The sequence below is a fragment of the Pseudomonas sp. SWRI99 genome (assembly GCF_014270125.1).
Classification (GTDB): Bacteria; Pseudomonadota; Gammaproteobacteria; order Pseudomonadales; family Pseudomonadaceae; genus Aquipseudomonas; species Aquipseudomonas hamedanensis.
This window is the reverse complement of the sequence record NZ_JABWQR010000030.1, coordinates 1-16721: the sequence shown is the minus strand read 5'-3', so window position 1 is coordinate 16721 and position 16721 is coordinate 1. Positions and strand designations below refer to the sequence as shown.

Here is a 16721-nt window from a genome sequence, read left to right as displayed (position 1 = left end):
TCAAGCGGTCTTCAGGTTAGCTCGGGACAGATCCAGAGGATGCGTGCCCGACCTTACTCTTATCGACTCAATAAAATAAAAATCTGCAAAACGACCGATTACTTCGGACGCTTGGTACCGTACTTCGAACGACCCTGGTTACGACCTTTAACGCCGGAAGTATCCAAGGAGCCGCGAACGGTGTGGTAACGAACACCTGGCAAGTCTTTTACACGACCGCCGCGGATCAGTACCACGCTGTGCTCTTGCAGGTTGTGGCCTTCACCGCCGATGTACGAGGAAACCTCGAAACCGTTGGTCAGACGCACACGGCATACTTTACGCAGTGCCGAGTTAGGTTTTTTCGGCGTGGTGGTGTACACACGGGTGCACACGCCACGACGTTGCGGGCAGTTCTGCAGCGCAGGTACGTCGGATTTCTCGACGATACGCTTACGCGGCTGACGTACCAGCTGGTTGATAGTTGCCATCTACTAGCTCCACTGTTGTCTTGCGACGCTATTGTCTTGCAAGAAAAGCAAAATGGCAGGAACGAATTCCCGCCAAATTTAGGGGATCAAGAGTCTAAAGAGGATCTTGGCCCCAGTCAAGGCAAGGCCCCGACCTCCCCGCCCATCAAACCTCGACTAAATGTCTCGATTCGATGAACGGAGCGACCAGGGCCTTACGCTCATTTATCGCAGAACTCAGTTACCGCTCGAGTTCAGCGCTTCGGTCAGTGCAGCTTCCACTTCACTGGCGCTTACGCGCAACGGCTTGTCTGCTTCACGACGACGCTTGCGCTCGCTGTGATAGGCAAGACCGGTACCGGCCGGGATCAGACGACCCACGACTACGTTTTCTTTCAGGCCGCGCAGGTAATCGCGCTTGCCGGTGACTGCCGCTTCGGTCAGTACGCGGGTGGTTTCCTGGAAGGAAGCCGCCGAGATGAACGATTCGGTGGACAACGACGCCTTGGTGATACCCAACAGAACGCGAGTGTACTTGGAGACAAACTTGTCTTCCGCACCCAGACGCTCGTTTTCTACCAGTACGTGAGTCAGCTCCATCTGGTCGCCCTTGATGAAACTGGAATCGCCAGATTCAGCGATCTCAACTTTGCGCAGCATCTGACGCAGGATGGTCTCGATGTGCTTGTCGTTGATCTTCACGCCTTGCAGACGATAAACGTCCTGGATCTCGTTGACGATGTACTTGGCCAGCGCGCTCACACCCAGCAGACGCAGGATGTCGTGCGGATCGCTTGGACCGTCGGAGATAACTTCGCCGCGGTTTACCTGTTCGCCTTCGAAGACGTTCAGGTGACGCCACTTCGGAATCAGCTCTTCGTACGGATCGCTACCGTCGTTCGGGGTAATGACCAGACGGCGCTTGCCTTTGGTCTCTTTACCGAACGCGATGGTGCCGCTGACTTCAGCCAGAATCGACGCTTCTTTCGGACGACGAGCTTCGAACAGGTCGGCAACACGCGGCAGACCACCGGTGATGTCACGAGTCTTCGAAGTTTCCTGCGGAATACGAGCGATAACGTCACCGATCGCAATCTTCGCACCGTCCGCTACACCGACCAGGGCGTTGGCTGGCAGGAAGTACTGAGCGATAACGTCAGTGCCTGGCAGCAACAGATCCTTGCCGTTGTCGTCGACCATCTTCACTGCTGGACGAATTTCTTTGCCCGCTGCTGGACGATCTTTCGCGTCGAGAACTTCAATGTTGGTCATACCGGTCAATTCGTCAGTCTGACGCTTGATCGTGATCCCTTCTTCCATGCCCACGTAGGTAACGGTACCTTTCATTTCGGTAACGATCGGGTGAGTGTGCGGATCCCACTTGGCCACGATTGCGCCAGCGTCGACCTTGTCACCTTCTTTAACCGAAATCACAGCACCGTACGGCAGCTTGTAACGCTCGCGCTCACGACCGAAGTCGTCAGCAATCGCCAGCTCACCGGAACGGGACACAGCAACCAGGTGACCATCCACTCGCTCAACGTGCTTCAGGTTGTGCAGACGGACGGTACCGCCATTCTTCACCTGAACGCTGTCGGCAGCGGAAGTACGGCTTGCCGCACCACCGATGTGGAACGTACGCATGGTCAGCTGGGTACCCGGCTCACCGATGGACTGGGCGGCGATAACGCCGACCGCTTCACCAATGTTCACCTGGTGACCACGAGCCAGATCGCGACCGTAGCACTTGGCGCAGATGCCGTAGCGGGTTTCGCAACTGATCGGCGAACGCACGATCACTTCGTCGATGCTGTTCAGCTCGATGAATTCGACCCACTTCTCGTCAACCAGAGTGCCGGCAGGAACGATAACGTCCTCGGTACCCGGCTTGAACACGTCACGGGCAATAACACGACCCAATACGCGCTCACCCAACGGTTCTACAACGTCACCGCCTTCAATGTGCGGAGTCATGAGCAGACCGTGTTCGGTGCCGCAATCGATCTCGGTTACCACCAGATCCTGCGCCACGTCTACCAGACGACGAGTCAGGTAACCGGAGTTAGCGGTTTTCAACGCGGTATCCGCCAGACCCTTACGAGCACCGTGAGTCGAGATGAAGTACTGGAGTACGCTCAGACCTTCACGGAAGTTCGCAGTAATCGGCGTTTCAATGATGGAACCGTCCGGCTTGGCCATCAGACCACGCATACCGGCCAGCTGACGAATCTGTGCAGCGGAACCCCGCGCACCCGAGTCGGCCATCATGTACATCGAGTTGAAAGACTCCTGGTCGACTTCGTCGCCATGACGGTCGATGACTTTCTCTTTCGAGAGGTTAGCCATCATCGCCTTGGAAACTTCATCGTTCGCTTTCGACCAAAGGTCGATCACTTTGTTGTACTTCTCGCCCTGGGTTACCAGGCCGGAGGCGTACTGGCTCTCGATCTCTTTCACTTCGTCGGTGGCTGCACCGATGATGCGGGCTTTTTCATCCGGGATAACGAAGTCGTTAACACCGATGGAAACACCCGAGATAGTCGAGTAAGCGAAACCGGTGTACATCAACTGGTCAGCGAAGATCACGGTCTCTTTCAGACCAACCACGCGGTAGCACTGGTTGATCAGCTTGGAGATCGCCTTCTTCTTCATCGGCAGGTTGACGACGTCGTACGACAGACCTTTTGGCACAACCTGGAACAGCAGCGCACGGCCGACAGTAGTGTCGACGATACGGGTACCGCTCACGCTGTTGCCGTCACGGTCGTTGACGGTTTCGTTGATACGAACCTTGACCTTGGCATGCAGTGCGGCTTCGCCGGCACGGAATACACGGTCGACTTCCTGCAGATCCGCAAACACGCGACCTTCGCCTTTGGCGTTGATCGCTTCACGGGTCATGTAGTACAGACCCAATACAACGTCCTGCGACGGAACGATGATTGGCTCACCGTTGGCTGGCGACAGAATGTTGTTGGTCGACATCATCAACGCACGCGCTTCCAACTGGGCTTCCAGTGTCAGCGGTACGTGCACGGCCATTTGGTCGCCGTCGAAGTCGGCGTTGTACGCGGCGCAGACCAGCGGGTGCAGCTGAATAGCCTTACCTTCGATCAGTACCGGTTCAAACGCCTGGATACCCAGACGGTGAAGGGTCGGTGCACGGTTGAGCAGGACCGGGTGTTCGCGAATCACTTCAGCGAGAACGTCCCAAACCTCTGGCAGCTCGCGCTCGACCATTTTCTTGGCCGCTTTGATGGTGGTCGCCAGACCGCGCATTTCCAGCTTGCCGAAAATGAACGGCTTGAACAGCTCCAGAGCCATCTTCTTCGGCAGACCGCACTGGTGCAGACGCAGGGTCGGACCTACGGTAATTACCGAACGACCGGAGTAGTCAACACGCTTACCGAGCAAGTTCTGACGGAAACGACCCTGCTTACCCTTGATCATGTCAGCCAGGGATTTCAGAGGACGCTTGTTGGAACCGGTGATAGCGCGGCCACGACGACCGTTGTCGAGCAGTGCATCGACCGCTTCCTGCAACATACGCTTTTCGTTGCGCACGATGATGTCCGGAGCGGACAGATCGAGCAGACGCTTCAAGCGGTTGTTACGGTTGATCACTCGACGATACAGATCGTTGAGGTCGGAAGTCGCGAAACGACCGCCATCCAGCGGGACCAGTGGACGCAGATCTGGCGGCAGAACCGGCAGAACGGTCAGCACCATCCACTCTGGCAGGTTGCCGGAACCCTGGAAGGCTTCCATCAACTTCAGACGCTTGGACAGCTTCTTGATCTTGGTTTCCGAGTTGGTTTGCGGAATCTCTTCGCGCAGACGGCCAATCTCGTGTTCCAGGTCGATAGCGTGCAGCAGTTCACGGACAGCTTCGGCACCCATGCGGGCATCGAAATCGTCACCGAACTCTTCCAGCGCTTCGAAGTACTGCTCGTCGTTCAGCAGCTGACCTTTTTCAAGGGTGGTCATGCCTGGATCGATAACGACATAGCTCTCGAAGTAGAGAACGCGCTCGATATCACGCAGGGTCATGTCCATCAGCAGGCCGATACGCGACGGCAGCGATTTCAGGAACCAGATGTGGGCAACCGGCGAAGCCAGTTCGATGTGCGCCATGCGCTCACGACGAACCTTGGCCAGTGCAACTTCAACGCCGCACTTCTCGCAGATCACACCACGGTGCTTCAAGCGCTTGTACTTACCGCACAGGCACTCGTAATCCTTTACCGGGCCAAAGATCTTGGCGCAGAACAGGCCGTCACGCTCAGGTTTGAACGTACGGTAGTTGATGGTTTCCGGTTTTTTAACTTCACCGAACGACCACGAGCGGATCATCTCCGGCGAGGCCAATCCGATACGGATGGCGTCGAACTCTTCGACTTGACCCTGGTTTTTCAGCAAATTCAGTAGGTCTTTCAAGGCCTTTCCTCCTGGCGGAGCAGAGAGCGGGCAATCCTGCCCCGCTCTCGATTCGCGTCACGTGTTATTCGGTTTCCAGATCGATATCGATGCCGAGGGAACGAATTTCCTTGATCAACACGTTGAAAGACTCGGGCATGCCCGGCTCCATACGGTGATCGCCATCCACGATGTTCTTGTACATCTTGGTACGGCCGTTCACATCGTCCGACTTCACTGTGAGCATTTCTTGCAGAGTGTAAGCAGCACCGTATGCTTCCAGTGCCCAGACCTCCATCTCCCCGAAACGCTGACCACCGAACTGCGCCTTACCACCCAGCGGCTGCTGGGTAACCAGGCTGTAAGAACCGGTAGAACGCGCGTGCATCTTGTCGTCTACCAAGTGGTTCAGCTTCAGCATGTACATGTAGCCAACGGTAACCGGACGCTCGAACTTGTTGCCGGTACGGCCGTCAGTCAGCTGCATCTGGCCGCTTTCCGGCAGGTCTGCCAGTTTCAGCATGGCCTTGATTTCGCTTTCCTTGGCGCCGTCGAACACTGGGGTGGCCATAGGAACGCCGCCACGCAGGTTGTTCGCCAGATCGAGGATTTCCTGATCGGAGAAGCTGTCCAGATCTTCGTTACGCCCGCCGATCTGGTTGTAGATCTCGTCCAGGAAGGTACGCAGTTCAGCGACTTTACGCTGCTCTTCGACCATCCGGTTGATCTTCTCGCCCAGACCCTTGGCCGCGAGGCCCAAGTGGGTTTCAAGGATCTGACCAACGTTCATACGCGAAGGTACGCCCAGCGGGTTGAGGACTACGTCGACCGGGGTGCCATTGGCATCGTGCGGCATGTCTTCAACCGGCATGATCACGGAGACCACACCCTTGTTACCGTGACGACCGGCCATCTTGTCGCCTGGCTGGATGCGACGACGGATTGCCAGGTAAACCTTGACGATCTTCAGCACGCCTGGAGCCAGGTCATCGCCCTGCTGCAGTTTGCGCTTCTTGTCTTCGAACTTGTCGTCCAGCAGACGGCGACGATCAACGATGTAGGCCTGAGCCTTCTCGAGCTGCTCGTTCAGAGCATCTTCAGCCATGCGCAGTTTGAACCACTGGCCATGCTCAAGACCGTCGAGCACTTCGTCGGTGATGTCCTGACCTTTCTTAAGACCGGCGCCGCCTTCAGCCTTGTGGCCTACCAGAGCGGAACGCAGACGTTCGAAAGTCGCGCCTTCAACGATGCGGAACTCTTCGTTCAGATCCTTGCGGATCTCGTCCAGCTGGGACTTCTCGATCGACAGTGCACGAGCATCACGCTCAACGCCGTCACGGGTGAAGACCTGTACGTCGATGACAGTACCTTTGGTGCCGGTTGGCACACGCAGGGAGGTGTCTTTAACGTCGCTGGCTTTTTCACCGAAGATTGCACGCAGCAGTTTTTCTTCCGGAGTCAGCTGGGTCTCGCCTTTCGGAGTGACCTTGCCGACCAGGATGTCGCCTGCGCCTACTTCAGCACCTACGTAAACGATACCGGCTTCGTCCAGCTTGTTCAGTGCAGCTTCACCCACGTTCGGGATGTCCGCAGTGATTTCCTCTGGGCCAAGCTTGGTGTCACGCGCCACGCAGGTCAGTTCCTGAATGTGGATCGTGGTGAAACGGTCTTCCTGAACCACACGCTCGGACAGGCAGATGGAGTCTTCGAAGTTGAAGCCGTTCCATGCCATGAACGCAATGCGCATGTTCTGACCCAGCGCCAGTTCACCCATGTCGGTGGACGGGCCGTCGGCCATGATGTCGCTACGCTGAACGCGATCACCTTTACGCACCAGCGGACGCTGGTTGATGCAGGTGTTCTGGTTCGAGCGGGTGTATTTGGTCAGGTTGTAGATGTCGACACCGGCTTCACCGGTTTCAACTTCGTCATCGGCAACACGAACCACGATACGGCTGGCGTCGACAGAATCGATCACGCCACCACGACGAGCCACGACGCAAACGCCGGAGTCACGAGCTACGTTACGCTCCATGCCGGTACCTACCAGCGGCTTGTCAGCGCGCAGGGTTGGTACAGCTTGACGCTGCATGTTCGAACCCATCAACGCACGGTTGGCGTCGTCGTGCTCGAGGAACGGAATCAGCGACGCAGCAACCGACACAACCTGCTTCGGCGATACGTCCATCAAGGTGACGTCTTCCGGCGCCTTGACGGTGAATTCGTTCAGGTGACGTACGGCGACCAGCTCGTCGATCAGGACTTTCTGCTCGTTCATGGTCGCCGAAGCCTGCGCGATCACGTGATCGGCTTCTTCAATAGCGGACAGGAACACGATCTCGTCGGTGACCACACCCTCTTTCACCACGCGGTACGGGCTTTCCAGGAAGCCGTACTGGTTGGTGCGAGCGTATGCAGCCAGGGAGTTGATCAGACCGATGTTCGGACCTTCCGGCGTTTCAATCGGGCAGACACGACCGTAGTGAGTCGGGTGTACGTCACGGACTTCGAAGCCTGCGCGCTCACGAGTCAGACCGCCAGGGCCGAGTGCGGAGACACGACGCTTGTGGGTGATCTCGGACAGCGGGTTGTTCTGGTCCATGAACTGCGACAGCTGGCTGGAACCGAAGAACTCTTTCACCGCCGCAGCCACTGGCTTGGCGTTGATCAGGTCTTGCGGCATCAGGCCTTCGCTTTCGGCCATCGACAGACGCTCTTTGACCGCACGCTCAACACGTACCAGGCCAACGCGGAACTGGTTCTCGGCCATTTCGCCTACGCAGCGAACACGACGGTTACCCAGGTGGTCGATGTCATCGACGATGCCTTTACCGTTACGGATGTCGACCAGGGTCTTCAGTACCGCGACGATGTCTTCCTTGCACAGCACGCCCGAACCTTCGATCTCGGTACGACCGATACGACGGTTGAACTTCATCCGGCCGACCGCAGACAGGTCATAGCGCTCAGGGCTGAAGAACAGGTTGTTGAACAGGGTTTCGGCAGCGTCTTTGGTTGGCGGCTCGCCTGGACGCATCATGCGATAGATCTCGACCAGCGCTTCCAACTGGTTGCTGGTGGAGTCGATCTTCAGCGTGTCGGAGACGAACGGACCGCAGTCGATGTCGTTGGTGTACAGGGTCTCGATGCGAACGACCTGGGCCTTGGCGATTTTGGCCAGGACTTCAGTGTTCAGCTCGGTGTTACATTCAGCCAGGATTTCACCGGTGGCCGGGTGCACGATAGCCTTGGCGGTAGTGCGGCCCAGGACGTAGTCCAGCGGCACGTCCAGCGTCTTGATACCGGCTTTTTCGATCTGGTTGATGTGGCGCGCGGTAATACGGCGGCCCTGCTCAACGATGACCTTGCCTTTTTCATCCTGGATGTCCAGAACGGCAATTTCACCACGCAGACGCGATGCAATCAGTTCCAGGCTGAGGGTTTCGCCGCTCAGGTGGAATACGTTGGTGGTGTAGAACGCGTCCAGCACTTCTTCGGTGGTGTAACCGAGTGCACGCAGCAGTACCGAGGCCGGCAGCTTGCGACGGCGGTCGATACGTACGAAGACGCAGTCTTTCGGGTCGAATTCGAAGTCCAGCCACGAACCGCGGTAAGGAATGATGCGAGCCGAGTACAGCAGTTTGCCGGAGCTGTGCGTCTTGCCGCGGTCGTGGTCGAAGAACACGCCCGGGGAACGGTGCAGCTGGGAAACGATAACACGCTCGGTACCGTTGATTACGAAGGTACCGTTTTCAGTCATCAGGGGAATTTCACCCATGTAGACTTCTTGCTCTTTGATGTCCTTGATCGCTTTGTTCGACGATTCTTTGTCGAAAATGATCAGGCGCACTTTTACCCGCAAAGGTACGGCGAAAGTTACACCGCGCAATACGCATTCTTTGACATCAAATGCCGGTTCGCCCAGGCGATAACCGACGTACTCCAGCGCAGCATTGCCGGAGTAGCTGATGATCGGGAAAACGGATTTGAAGGCCGCATGCAGGCCCACGTCGCGGAACTGATCTTTAGTCGCTCCCGCTTGCAAGAATTCACGATACGAATCCAGCTGGATGGCCAGGAGGTAAGGCACATCCATGACGTCCGGCAACTTGCTAAAGTCCTTGCGGATACGTTTTTTCTCAGTATATGAGTAAGCCATCAGCGTTCCCCAGCTTGGTCACCTGCTTGTTTGGCCCCTCCCGACGGGAGCAGCCAGAAAATCGTGCAAACCCCATGGTTTGCGCCACCGCATCGGGTGGTTACAGCGCCTTTATCAGCACCGACCCAGTCGGCTGCCAATAACGGAAAAAGGCCGGTGGCAAGAGCCACCAGCCATCAGCCTGTCGCTTGACGCTCGGGCTGGAGGAGCAAAGTCGATGCTTACTTCAGCTCGACTTTAGCGCCTGCTTCTTCCAGCTTCTTCTTGGCGTCTTCAGCCGCTTCTTTCGAAACGCCTTCAGCTACAACCTGAGGAGCGCCGTCTACTTTCTCTTTGGCTTCTTTCAGGCCCAGACCGGTCAGTTCACGAACTGCCTTGATCACGTTAACCTTCTTCTCGCCAGCTTCCAGCAGAACAACGTTGAACTCGGTTTGCTCTTCAACAACAGCGGCAGCAGCAGCTGGACCAGCCGAAGCGGCAGCAGCGGTAACACCGAAGGTTTCTTCCATCGCTTTGATCAGCTCAACGATTTCCACTACGGATTTCTGGCCGATTGCTTCGATGATTTGTTCGTTAGTCAGAGACATGACTCAATTCCTGAATTGGGGGACGGCCTACGCGACCATCGAAATAAACAAAAAACGCGAGAAGTGACGAGCCTTAGGCTGCGGCAGCTTCTTTCTGGTCGCGAATTGCCGCCAGAGTACGAGCCAATTTGCTGGTAGCGCCTTGAATCACGCTCATCAGCTGAGAAATTGCTTCGTCACGGGTCGGCAGAGTTGCCAGTACGTCGATCTGATTAGCTGCGAGGAACTTGCCCTCGAACGCAGCTGCCTTGATCTCGAACTTGTCCTGACCCTTGGCAAACTCTTTGAAGATACGGGCAGCAGCGCCCGGATGTTCGTTCGAGAATGCAATCAGGGTCGGGCCGGTGAACACGTCGTTGAGGACACTGTATTGAGTGTCAGCAACAGCGCGCTTGAGCAGGGTGTTACGTACAACACGTACGTAAACGCCAGCTTCACGAGCCTCTTTACGGAGTCCGGTCATTGCGCCTACTGTTACGCCACGTGCATCAACCACGACAGCGGACAGAGCGACTTTGGCAGCCTCGTTGACTTCAGCGACGATGGCCTTCTTGTCTTCGAGATTAATTGCCACGGGTTTAACTCCTGCTTGTTACCGTTTCATTCGATCGAAACCGAATGTCGTTTTGGTGTCTGATTCGGTAAGGAACCGGGAGCACCATCTGCGTAGGCTTGAGGTTTAAGGCTTGCGCCGCCTACGGTCTTGGATAGCCCCCGCCAGGCAGGGACCCCAATCTTTCAATTGGCGCGGCAATCCGCGCCAACTTTAGTCTTACGCGTCGAGCGAGCTTTGGTCGATGACCAGACCTGGACCCATAGTGGTGCTCAGGGTAACGCGCTTGACGTAGATACCTTTCGAGGAAGCTGGCTTGATACGCTTCAGATCAGCGATCAGGGCTTCAACGTTTTCCTTCAGCTTGACGGCGTCGAAGCCGATCTTGCCAACGGAAGTGTGAATGATGCCGTTCTTGTCGGTGCGATAACGAACCTGACCAGCCTTGGCATTCTTGACGGCGGTAGCCACGTCAGGAGTCACGGTGCCGACCTTCGGGTTAGGCATCAGGCCACGTGGACCGAGGATCTGACCCAACTGACCTACAACACGCATGGCATCCGGGGATGCGATCACTACGTCATAGTTCAGGTCGCCGCCTTTCATTTCGGCAGCCAGGTCGTCCATACCTACACGGTCAGCGCCGGCAGCCAGAGCGGCCTCGGCAGCCGGACCCTGGGTGAACACAGCAACGCGAACGGTCTTGCCAGTGCCGTGAGGCAGCACGGTAGCGCTACGAACGACCTGGTCGGATTTACGCGGGTCTACACCCAGGTTTACAGCAACGTCGAACGACTCGCTGAACTTGACAGTCGACAGCTCGGCCAGCAGCGCAGCGGCGTCTACAATGTTGTAGGCCTTGCCTGCTTCGATTTTGCCGGCGATAGCCTTTTGACGCTTGGTCAGCTTAGCCATTACACACCCTCCACGTTAAGGCCCATGCTACGAGCAGAACCGGCGATAGTACGCACGGCTGCATCCATATCAGCTGCAGTCAGATCCGCGTTTTTGGTTTTCGCGATTTCTTCCAGCTGAGCACGGGTAACGGTGCCAACCTTAACGGTGTTCGGACGAGCGGAACCGCTGGTCAGACCGGCCGCCTTCTTCAGCAGTACCGAAGCAGGGGTGGATTTGGTTTCGAAAGTGAAGCTACGGTCGCTGTAGACAGTGATGATCACTGGAGTCGGCAGGCCTGCTTCAATACCCTGAGTACGGGCGTTGAAAGCCTTGCAGAATTCCATGATGTTCACGCCGTGCTGACCCAGGGCAGGACCAACAGGTGGGCTTGGGTTAGCCTGAGCGGCCTTCACTTGCAGCTTGATGTAAGCGGTAATCTTCTTGGCCATGAGGCACTCCAATTACGGGTTCTAGCGCCTCGAAAGGCTCCCCGGTTACTTGCGCGTTTATCCCAGTGACGACAAAACCCCACAGCCTAAGGCTGCGGGGTTGGGATTGCTTGCCCAGTTAGACCTTCTCGACCTGACTGAACTCGAGCTCCACCGGAGTAGAGCGACCGAAAATGAGCACAGCCACTTGGATCCGGCTCTTTTCGTAGTTAACTTCTTCTACAACGCCGTTGAAATCGGCGAACGGACCATCATTGACACGTACCGTCTCGCCCGGCTCGAACAATGTCTTCGGCTTAGGCTTGTCGCTACCGTCAGCAACGCGACGCAGAATTGCTTCTGCCTCTTTATCCGTGATCGGTGCAGGCTTGTCAGCGGTACCGCCGATGAAACCCATCACGCGAGGGGTATCCTTGACCAAGTGCCAGGTACCCTCGTTCATATCCATCTGGACCAGCACATAGCCAGGGAAGAACTTGCGCTCGCTTTTGCGCTTCTGGCCATTGCGCATTTCCACCACTTCTTCAGTGGGAACCAGAATCTCGCCGAAGCCATCTTCCATGCCAGCCAGCTTTACGCGCTCGACAAGCGAGCGCATCACATGCTTCTCGTAACCCGAGTAAGCATGCACAACATACCAACGCTTAGCCACGGGACACCCTTAGCCGACAATCAAGGAAACAAGCCAGCCGAGCAGGGAATCAAGACCCCACAACAGCAACGCCATAACCAGAACAACAGCCACGACAATCAGCGTGGTCTGCGTGGTTTCTTGGCGAGTTGGCCACACGACTTTACGAATCTCGGTGCGAGCTTCCTTAACCAGTACAAAGAAAGACTTGCCCTTCGCAGTCTGCAGGCCTACAAAGGCAGCTACAGCGGCAATGGCAAGCAACGCAAGTACACGGTACAGGATCGGCGAAGCAGCGTAATACTGATTGCCAACAACGCCAACAACTACCAAAGCGACTACTACAAGCCACTTGAGCAGATCGAAGCGAGAGCCTTGAGCTTCAGCTTTAGGAGTCATCTATGAAGATCCTGTGAAAAGAAAGCCAGACACACCAAGTGAATCTGGCAGGTCAGGAGGGAATCGAACCCCCAACCTACGGTTTTGGAGACCGTCGCTCTGCCAATTGAGCTACTGACCTAAAACAAAATCAGGCCGACCATTATGCCGGCCCGAAAAATACATTACAACCGCTTATTCGATGATTTTGGCTACGACACCAGCGCCGACGGTACGACCGCCTTCACGGATAGCGAAACGCAGACCGTCTTCCATCGCGATGGTTTTGATCAGGGTAACAACCATTTTGATGTTGTCGCCCGGCATTACCATCTCAACGCCTTCCGGCAGCTCGCAGTTACCAGTCACGTCAGTAGTACGGAAGTAGAACTGTGGACGGTAGCCTTTGAAGAACGGAGTGTGACGACCGCCTTCTTCTTTGCTCAGTACGTACACTTCAGCTTCGAACTTGGTGTGCGGCTTGACCGAACCCGGCTTGACCAGAACCTGGCCACGCTCAACGTCGTCACGCTTGGTACCACGCAGCAGAACGCCGCAGTTCTCGCCAGCACGACCTTCGTCGAGCAGCTTACGGAACATTTCAACACCGGTGCAGGTGGTGACGGTGGTGTCACGCAGACCAACGATTTCCAGTGGATCCTGAACCTTGACGATACCGCGCTCGATACGACCGGTTACAACAGTACCGCGACCGGAGATCGAGAATACGTCTTCGATTGGCATCAGGAACGGCTTGTCGATAACACGGACTGGATCCGGGATGTAGCTGTCCAGAGTCTCAACCAGCTTACGAACGGACGTGGTGCCCATTTCGTTATCGTCTTTGCCTTCCAGAGCCATACGAGCAGAACCGATGATGATCGGAGTGTCGTCACCCGGGAAGTCGTAAGTGCTCAGCAGATCGCGCACTTCCATCTCAACCAGTTCCAGCAGCTCAGCGTCGTCTACCAGGTCAGCCTTGTTCAAGTAAACCACGATGTACGGAACGCCTACCTGACGGGACAGCAGGATGTGCTCACGGGTTTGTGGCATCGGACCATCAGCGGCCGAGCAAACCAGGATTGCGCCGTCCATCTGGGCAGCACCGGTGATCATGTTCTTCACATAGTCAGCGTGACCTGGGCAGTCAACGTGAGCGTAGTGACGGATCAGCGAGTTGTATTCAACGTGCGCGGTGTTGATGGTGATACCACGAGCTTTTTCTTCTGGCGCGCTGTCGATCTTGTCGAAGTCAACGATTGCCGAACCGAACACTTCGGAGCAAACGCGAGTCAGAGCAGCAGTCAGAGTGGTTTTACCGTGGTCAACGTGACCAATGGTCCCTACGTTGACGTGGGGCAGGGAACGATCAAATTTTTCCTTAGCCATCGATATCACCCTCAAACAGAAGAATTAGACAAACAATATCAACCATTAAAACAAAGGCAGATATTTTCATATCTGCCTTGTTATATGGAGCTCTTGAGCGGATTTGAACCGCTGACCTCACCCTTACCAAGGGTGTGCTCTACCAACTGAGCTACAAGAGCAAAACCCTTTGCACGACCTGCGAACTTGGAGCGGGTAGCGGGAATCGAACCCGCATCATCAGCTTGGAAGGCTGAGGTTCTACCACTAAACTATACCCGCGGAGCCTGCAGCTCACGCTTAAATCTGGTGGAGGGAGAAGGATTCGAACCTTCGAAGTCGTAGACGTCAGATTTACAGTCTGATCCCTTTGGCCGCTCGGGAACCCCTCCTAATCAGGTCGGCATTCTATATCATGCCAAGCCTCTGTCAAGCATTTTCTCATTTAAAAACCTGAGCTTAGCTGCGTTGACACACTTCACTTTGAAATCCGGTTAAGGTGTTCGCTGTGGAGCGGGCGCCATTCTATGCAAACTATTCAGCAGGTGCAACCCCTTCGCACAGCATTATTTTATGTTTTAACTCATTGAATTCCTTGGAAAGGTTTTGCAGCTGCTGATCACCCAACAAGCGCTGCCCGTCCGGTGTAACTGTCAGCCAGAAACCGCTCCCGGCAGCATCCTTCGGGGCGGACTGCGCATTAACCTTCATGGTCGACAGACGCTGCTGCAACCTGGCAATCGAATCCTCATCAGAAAAGCCACCAAGGAACAGGCACTGCTGACGCGCTGCGCCCTCCCTGATGCGCCCATTGCCGGCAGCCTCACTCAACAGACGAATGTCCTGCTGTGAACCGCGATACAGACTCAAAGGCGTTACATCTTTGGCTCGCAGAGGTGCTTCTTGCTGATGCCAGACATAGTAAAAAACGTTGAGAACAACAAGCAGCAGAAACAACCAACGCATATATAAACCTCAGGACAATGGACACGCCATAGCCAAGCCGACAAAGACCAGGTCAGGTATAACCCTGGCCTCAGGCGAGACCCCCGCAACCAACTCGGCATCCCCGCCCGTAATGAAGACAGTAAAACCTTCCCCCCAATAAACGCGTGCCAGCTCCAACTGGGTCAGGACGAAGCCCCTCAACATCAAAGAGCAACCACGCTCTACCGCTTCAACGGTAGTCCGCCCCGGGACATGACTGGAAAGCGCCCGCTCTGCCGCCTCATCTCCGTAGCGAATTTTGCGGGTGTGTGTGCGCAGCTGATTCCGCATCAACGGCATACCAGGACAAATAAACCCTCCGAGATGCTCACCGTCAGCTGCAACGAAATCAGCAGTGACCGCAGTGCCGAAATCCAGAACAAGACAGGGACGACCGCCAGCCAGATGAAAGCCACCAAGCATCGCGAGCCAGCGATCAAGCCCAAGCCGCTCATAGTCTTCATAACCATTGCGCACGCCAGACATCTCACGGGCAGGCTTCGCCGATACGATAGGAATACTGAACTCTCGCTCAATAAGCTCGATCAATGCGCCGGTTTCTTCGCTCGTCCTGACACTGACTAAACGACATTTGCGCAGCGACAGCGACGCAATCATTCGCAGGCTTTCAATCAGTGCCTGATTGGAGTCTACAACCCCTTCCGAAACTACAGCTCCGACCAACGCATCCAGCACGCGCCACTTTATAAAGCTATTGCCGCAGTCAAGCTCAAGAATCATCACGCAACCTCAGGCTGAGCTCTCCGCCACTAAAGACCTTCTCAATACCGTCCACCCTCAGGCGCAGCCCACCCTGATTATCAACTCCGAGCACAACGCCATCTATATGGCTGTTACCCGCAATCAACGAAACCGAGCGCCCTTGCCAGAGATGACTTTCCGCCCATTCGGCCTGGAGACTAGCGAAACCATTGGCTTGGTGCTTGTGAATATAAGTGCTGAGCTGATTACTCAGCTCAACCACCAGAGCATTGCGGTCACAGGCCTTACCTGACTCAAGCCTAATAGAAGTCCATTGCTGATCGACCCCTTCCGCAACTTGCATATTCACGTTGATCCCTATTCCCAACACAACATGACAGACATCCGCCGGGTCCCCAACAAGCTCGAGCAGAATGCCAGCGATCTTCTTGCTGCCAACCAAAACATCGTTGGGCCACTTCAGCCCGGCATTCGACACGCCCGAATTTCGCAAGGCCTGCATAACAGCAAGGCCTACGACAAGACTCAGCCCTTCGAGCTGACGCATACCGCCGTCGATACGCAGAGCCAGGCTGTAGTAGAGGTTCTCGGCAAACGGGCTTACCCATTTCCGCCCTCGACGGCCACGCCCGGCGGTCTGCCGTTCAGCCAGCACCAAAAAGGGCGCGGAAGCGCCCTGTGCAATGGAGCGCAAAGCTTCGGCATTTGTCGAATCGACAGAATCGAAGACAGTCACAGGCCATTGAGGCGACTTTCTGGCTATTTCCACAGGATCAAGCAACATCAATGGCGCAGACAACTGATATCCCCGCCCGCGAACTTTGTGGATTGACAGACCAAGCTCAGCCTCAAGATGCTGCAGTTGCTTCCATACAGCACTTCGACTTATTCCCAGGGCAGCCCCCAGATCCTGTCCGGAATGGAATCGACCATCCTTCAAGAGGTTCAACAACGTCAACATGCAGGTTTCGCCTCACAATGAGGCCCGAATGATAGCCATGCCCCGGGCCGTTGCATAGAAATCAAGCAGACACATTTCTCGCAGGCAAAACAAAACCCCAACTGCTTTCGCAATTGGGGTTTCGGAATTTAATCTTGACGATGACCTACTCTCACATGGGGAA

13 protein-coding genes and 4 tRNA genes are annotated in these 16721 nt (G+C 55.7%); all 17 read right to left on the bottom strand.

Going from position 1 to position 16721, the window contains the following annotated elements; genetic code table 11:
* Positions 1–98: 98 nt before the first annotated feature.
* A complete protein-coding gene (gene rpsL, locus HU743_RS21795) occupies positions 99–470 on the bottom strand; it encodes a 30S ribosomal protein S12 (protein WP_003186084.1) in 372 nt (123 codons plus the stop codon).
* A gap of 216 nt (positions 471–686) precedes the next feature.
* Entirely contained in the window at positions 687–4886 is a 4200-nt protein-coding gene (rpoC, locus tag HU743_RS21790; RefSeq protein ID WP_186546711.1) for a DNA-directed RNA polymerase subunit beta', read from the bottom strand.
* Positions 4887–4950: 64 nt separating this feature from the next.
* Positions 4951–9024, bottom strand: a complete 4074-nt coding sequence (gene rpoB, locus HU743_RS21785) for a DNA-directed RNA polymerase subunit beta (protein ID WP_186546710.1) — start codon at positions 9022–9024, stop codon at positions 4951–4953.
* 221 nt (positions 9025–9245) lie between these two features.
* Positions 9246–9611, bottom strand: a complete 366-nt coding sequence (gene rplL, locus HU743_RS21780; protein ID WP_003228750.1) for a 50S ribosomal protein L7/L12 — start codon at positions 9609–9611, stop codon at positions 9246–9248.
* 73 nt (positions 9612–9684) lie between these two features.
* Positions 9685–10185 (bottom strand): 50S ribosomal protein L10, encoded by a 501-nt coding sequence (gene rplJ, locus HU743_RS21775; protein ID WP_008081912.1) that lies wholly within the window; start codon positions 10183–10185, stop codon positions 9685–9687.
* Positions 10186–10383: 198 nt separating this feature from the next.
* Entirely contained in the window at positions 10384–11079 is a 696-nt protein-coding gene (gene rplA, locus HU743_RS21770) for a 50S ribosomal protein L1 (RefSeq protein ID WP_003228754.1), read from the bottom strand.
* Positions 11079–11510, bottom strand: coding sequence for a 50S ribosomal protein L11 (gene rplK / locus HU743_RS21765; protein ID WP_042561349.1), 432 nt, complete (start codon positions 11508–11510; stop codon positions 11079–11081). Before rplK ends, rplA begins: the two co-directional genes overlap by 1 nt.
* Before the next feature lie 118 nt (positions 11511–11628).
* The gene (gene nusG, locus HU743_RS21760; RefSeq protein WP_007916492.1) at positions 11629–12162 is read right to left on the bottom strand and encodes a transcription termination/antitermination protein NusG; all 534 of its coding nucleotides are present in this window, start codon (positions 12160–12162) and stop codon (positions 11629–11631) included.
* A 9-nt stretch (positions 12163–12171) separates the two neighbouring features.
* Positions 12172–12540: a preprotein translocase subunit SecE gene (secE, locus tag HU743_RS21755; protein ID WP_016772937.1), complete on the bottom strand. Its 369-nt coding sequence runs from the start codon at positions 12538–12540 to the stop codon at positions 12172–12174.
* Positions 12541–12585: 45 nt separating this feature from the next.
* Positions 12586–12661 (bottom strand) — tRNA-Trp (locus tag HU743_RS21750).
* 53 nt (positions 12662–12714) lie between these two features.
* Positions 12715–13908, bottom strand: a complete 1194-nt coding sequence (gene tuf, locus HU743_RS21745; RefSeq protein WP_003176426.1) for an elongation factor Tu — start codon at positions 13906–13908, stop codon at positions 12715–12717.
* Positions 13909–13993: 85 nt separating this feature from the next.
* Positions 13994–14069, bottom strand: a tRNA-Thr gene (locus tag HU743_RS21740).
* A gap of 26 nt (positions 14070–14095) precedes the next feature.
* Positions 14096–14169 (bottom strand) — tRNA-Gly (locus HU743_RS21735).
* 25 nt (positions 14170–14194) lie between these two features.
* Positions 14195–14279 (bottom strand) — tRNA-Tyr (locus tag HU743_RS21730).
* 142 nt (positions 14280–14421) lie between these two features.
* Positions 14422–14853 (bottom strand): hypothetical protein, encoded by a 432-nt coding sequence (locus HU743_RS21725; RefSeq protein WP_186651181.1) that lies wholly within the window; start codon positions 14851–14853, stop codon positions 14422–14424.
* 9 nt (positions 14854–14862) lie between these two features.
* Complete coding sequence (locus HU743_RS21720) at positions 14863–15615, bottom strand: pantothenate kinase (protein ID WP_186651179.1); 753 nt, start codon at positions 15613–15615, stop codon at positions 14863–14865.
* Complete coding sequence (gene birA, locus HU743_RS21715; RefSeq protein ID WP_186651178.1) at positions 15605–16558, bottom strand: bifunctional biotin--[acetyl-CoA-carboxylase] ligase/biotin operon repressor BirA; 954 nt, start codon at positions 16556–16558, stop codon at positions 15605–15607. The genes HU743_RS21720 and birA overlap by 11 nt, the downstream gene beginning before the upstream one ends.
* Between the last annotated feature and the right edge of the window lie 163 nt (positions 16559–16721).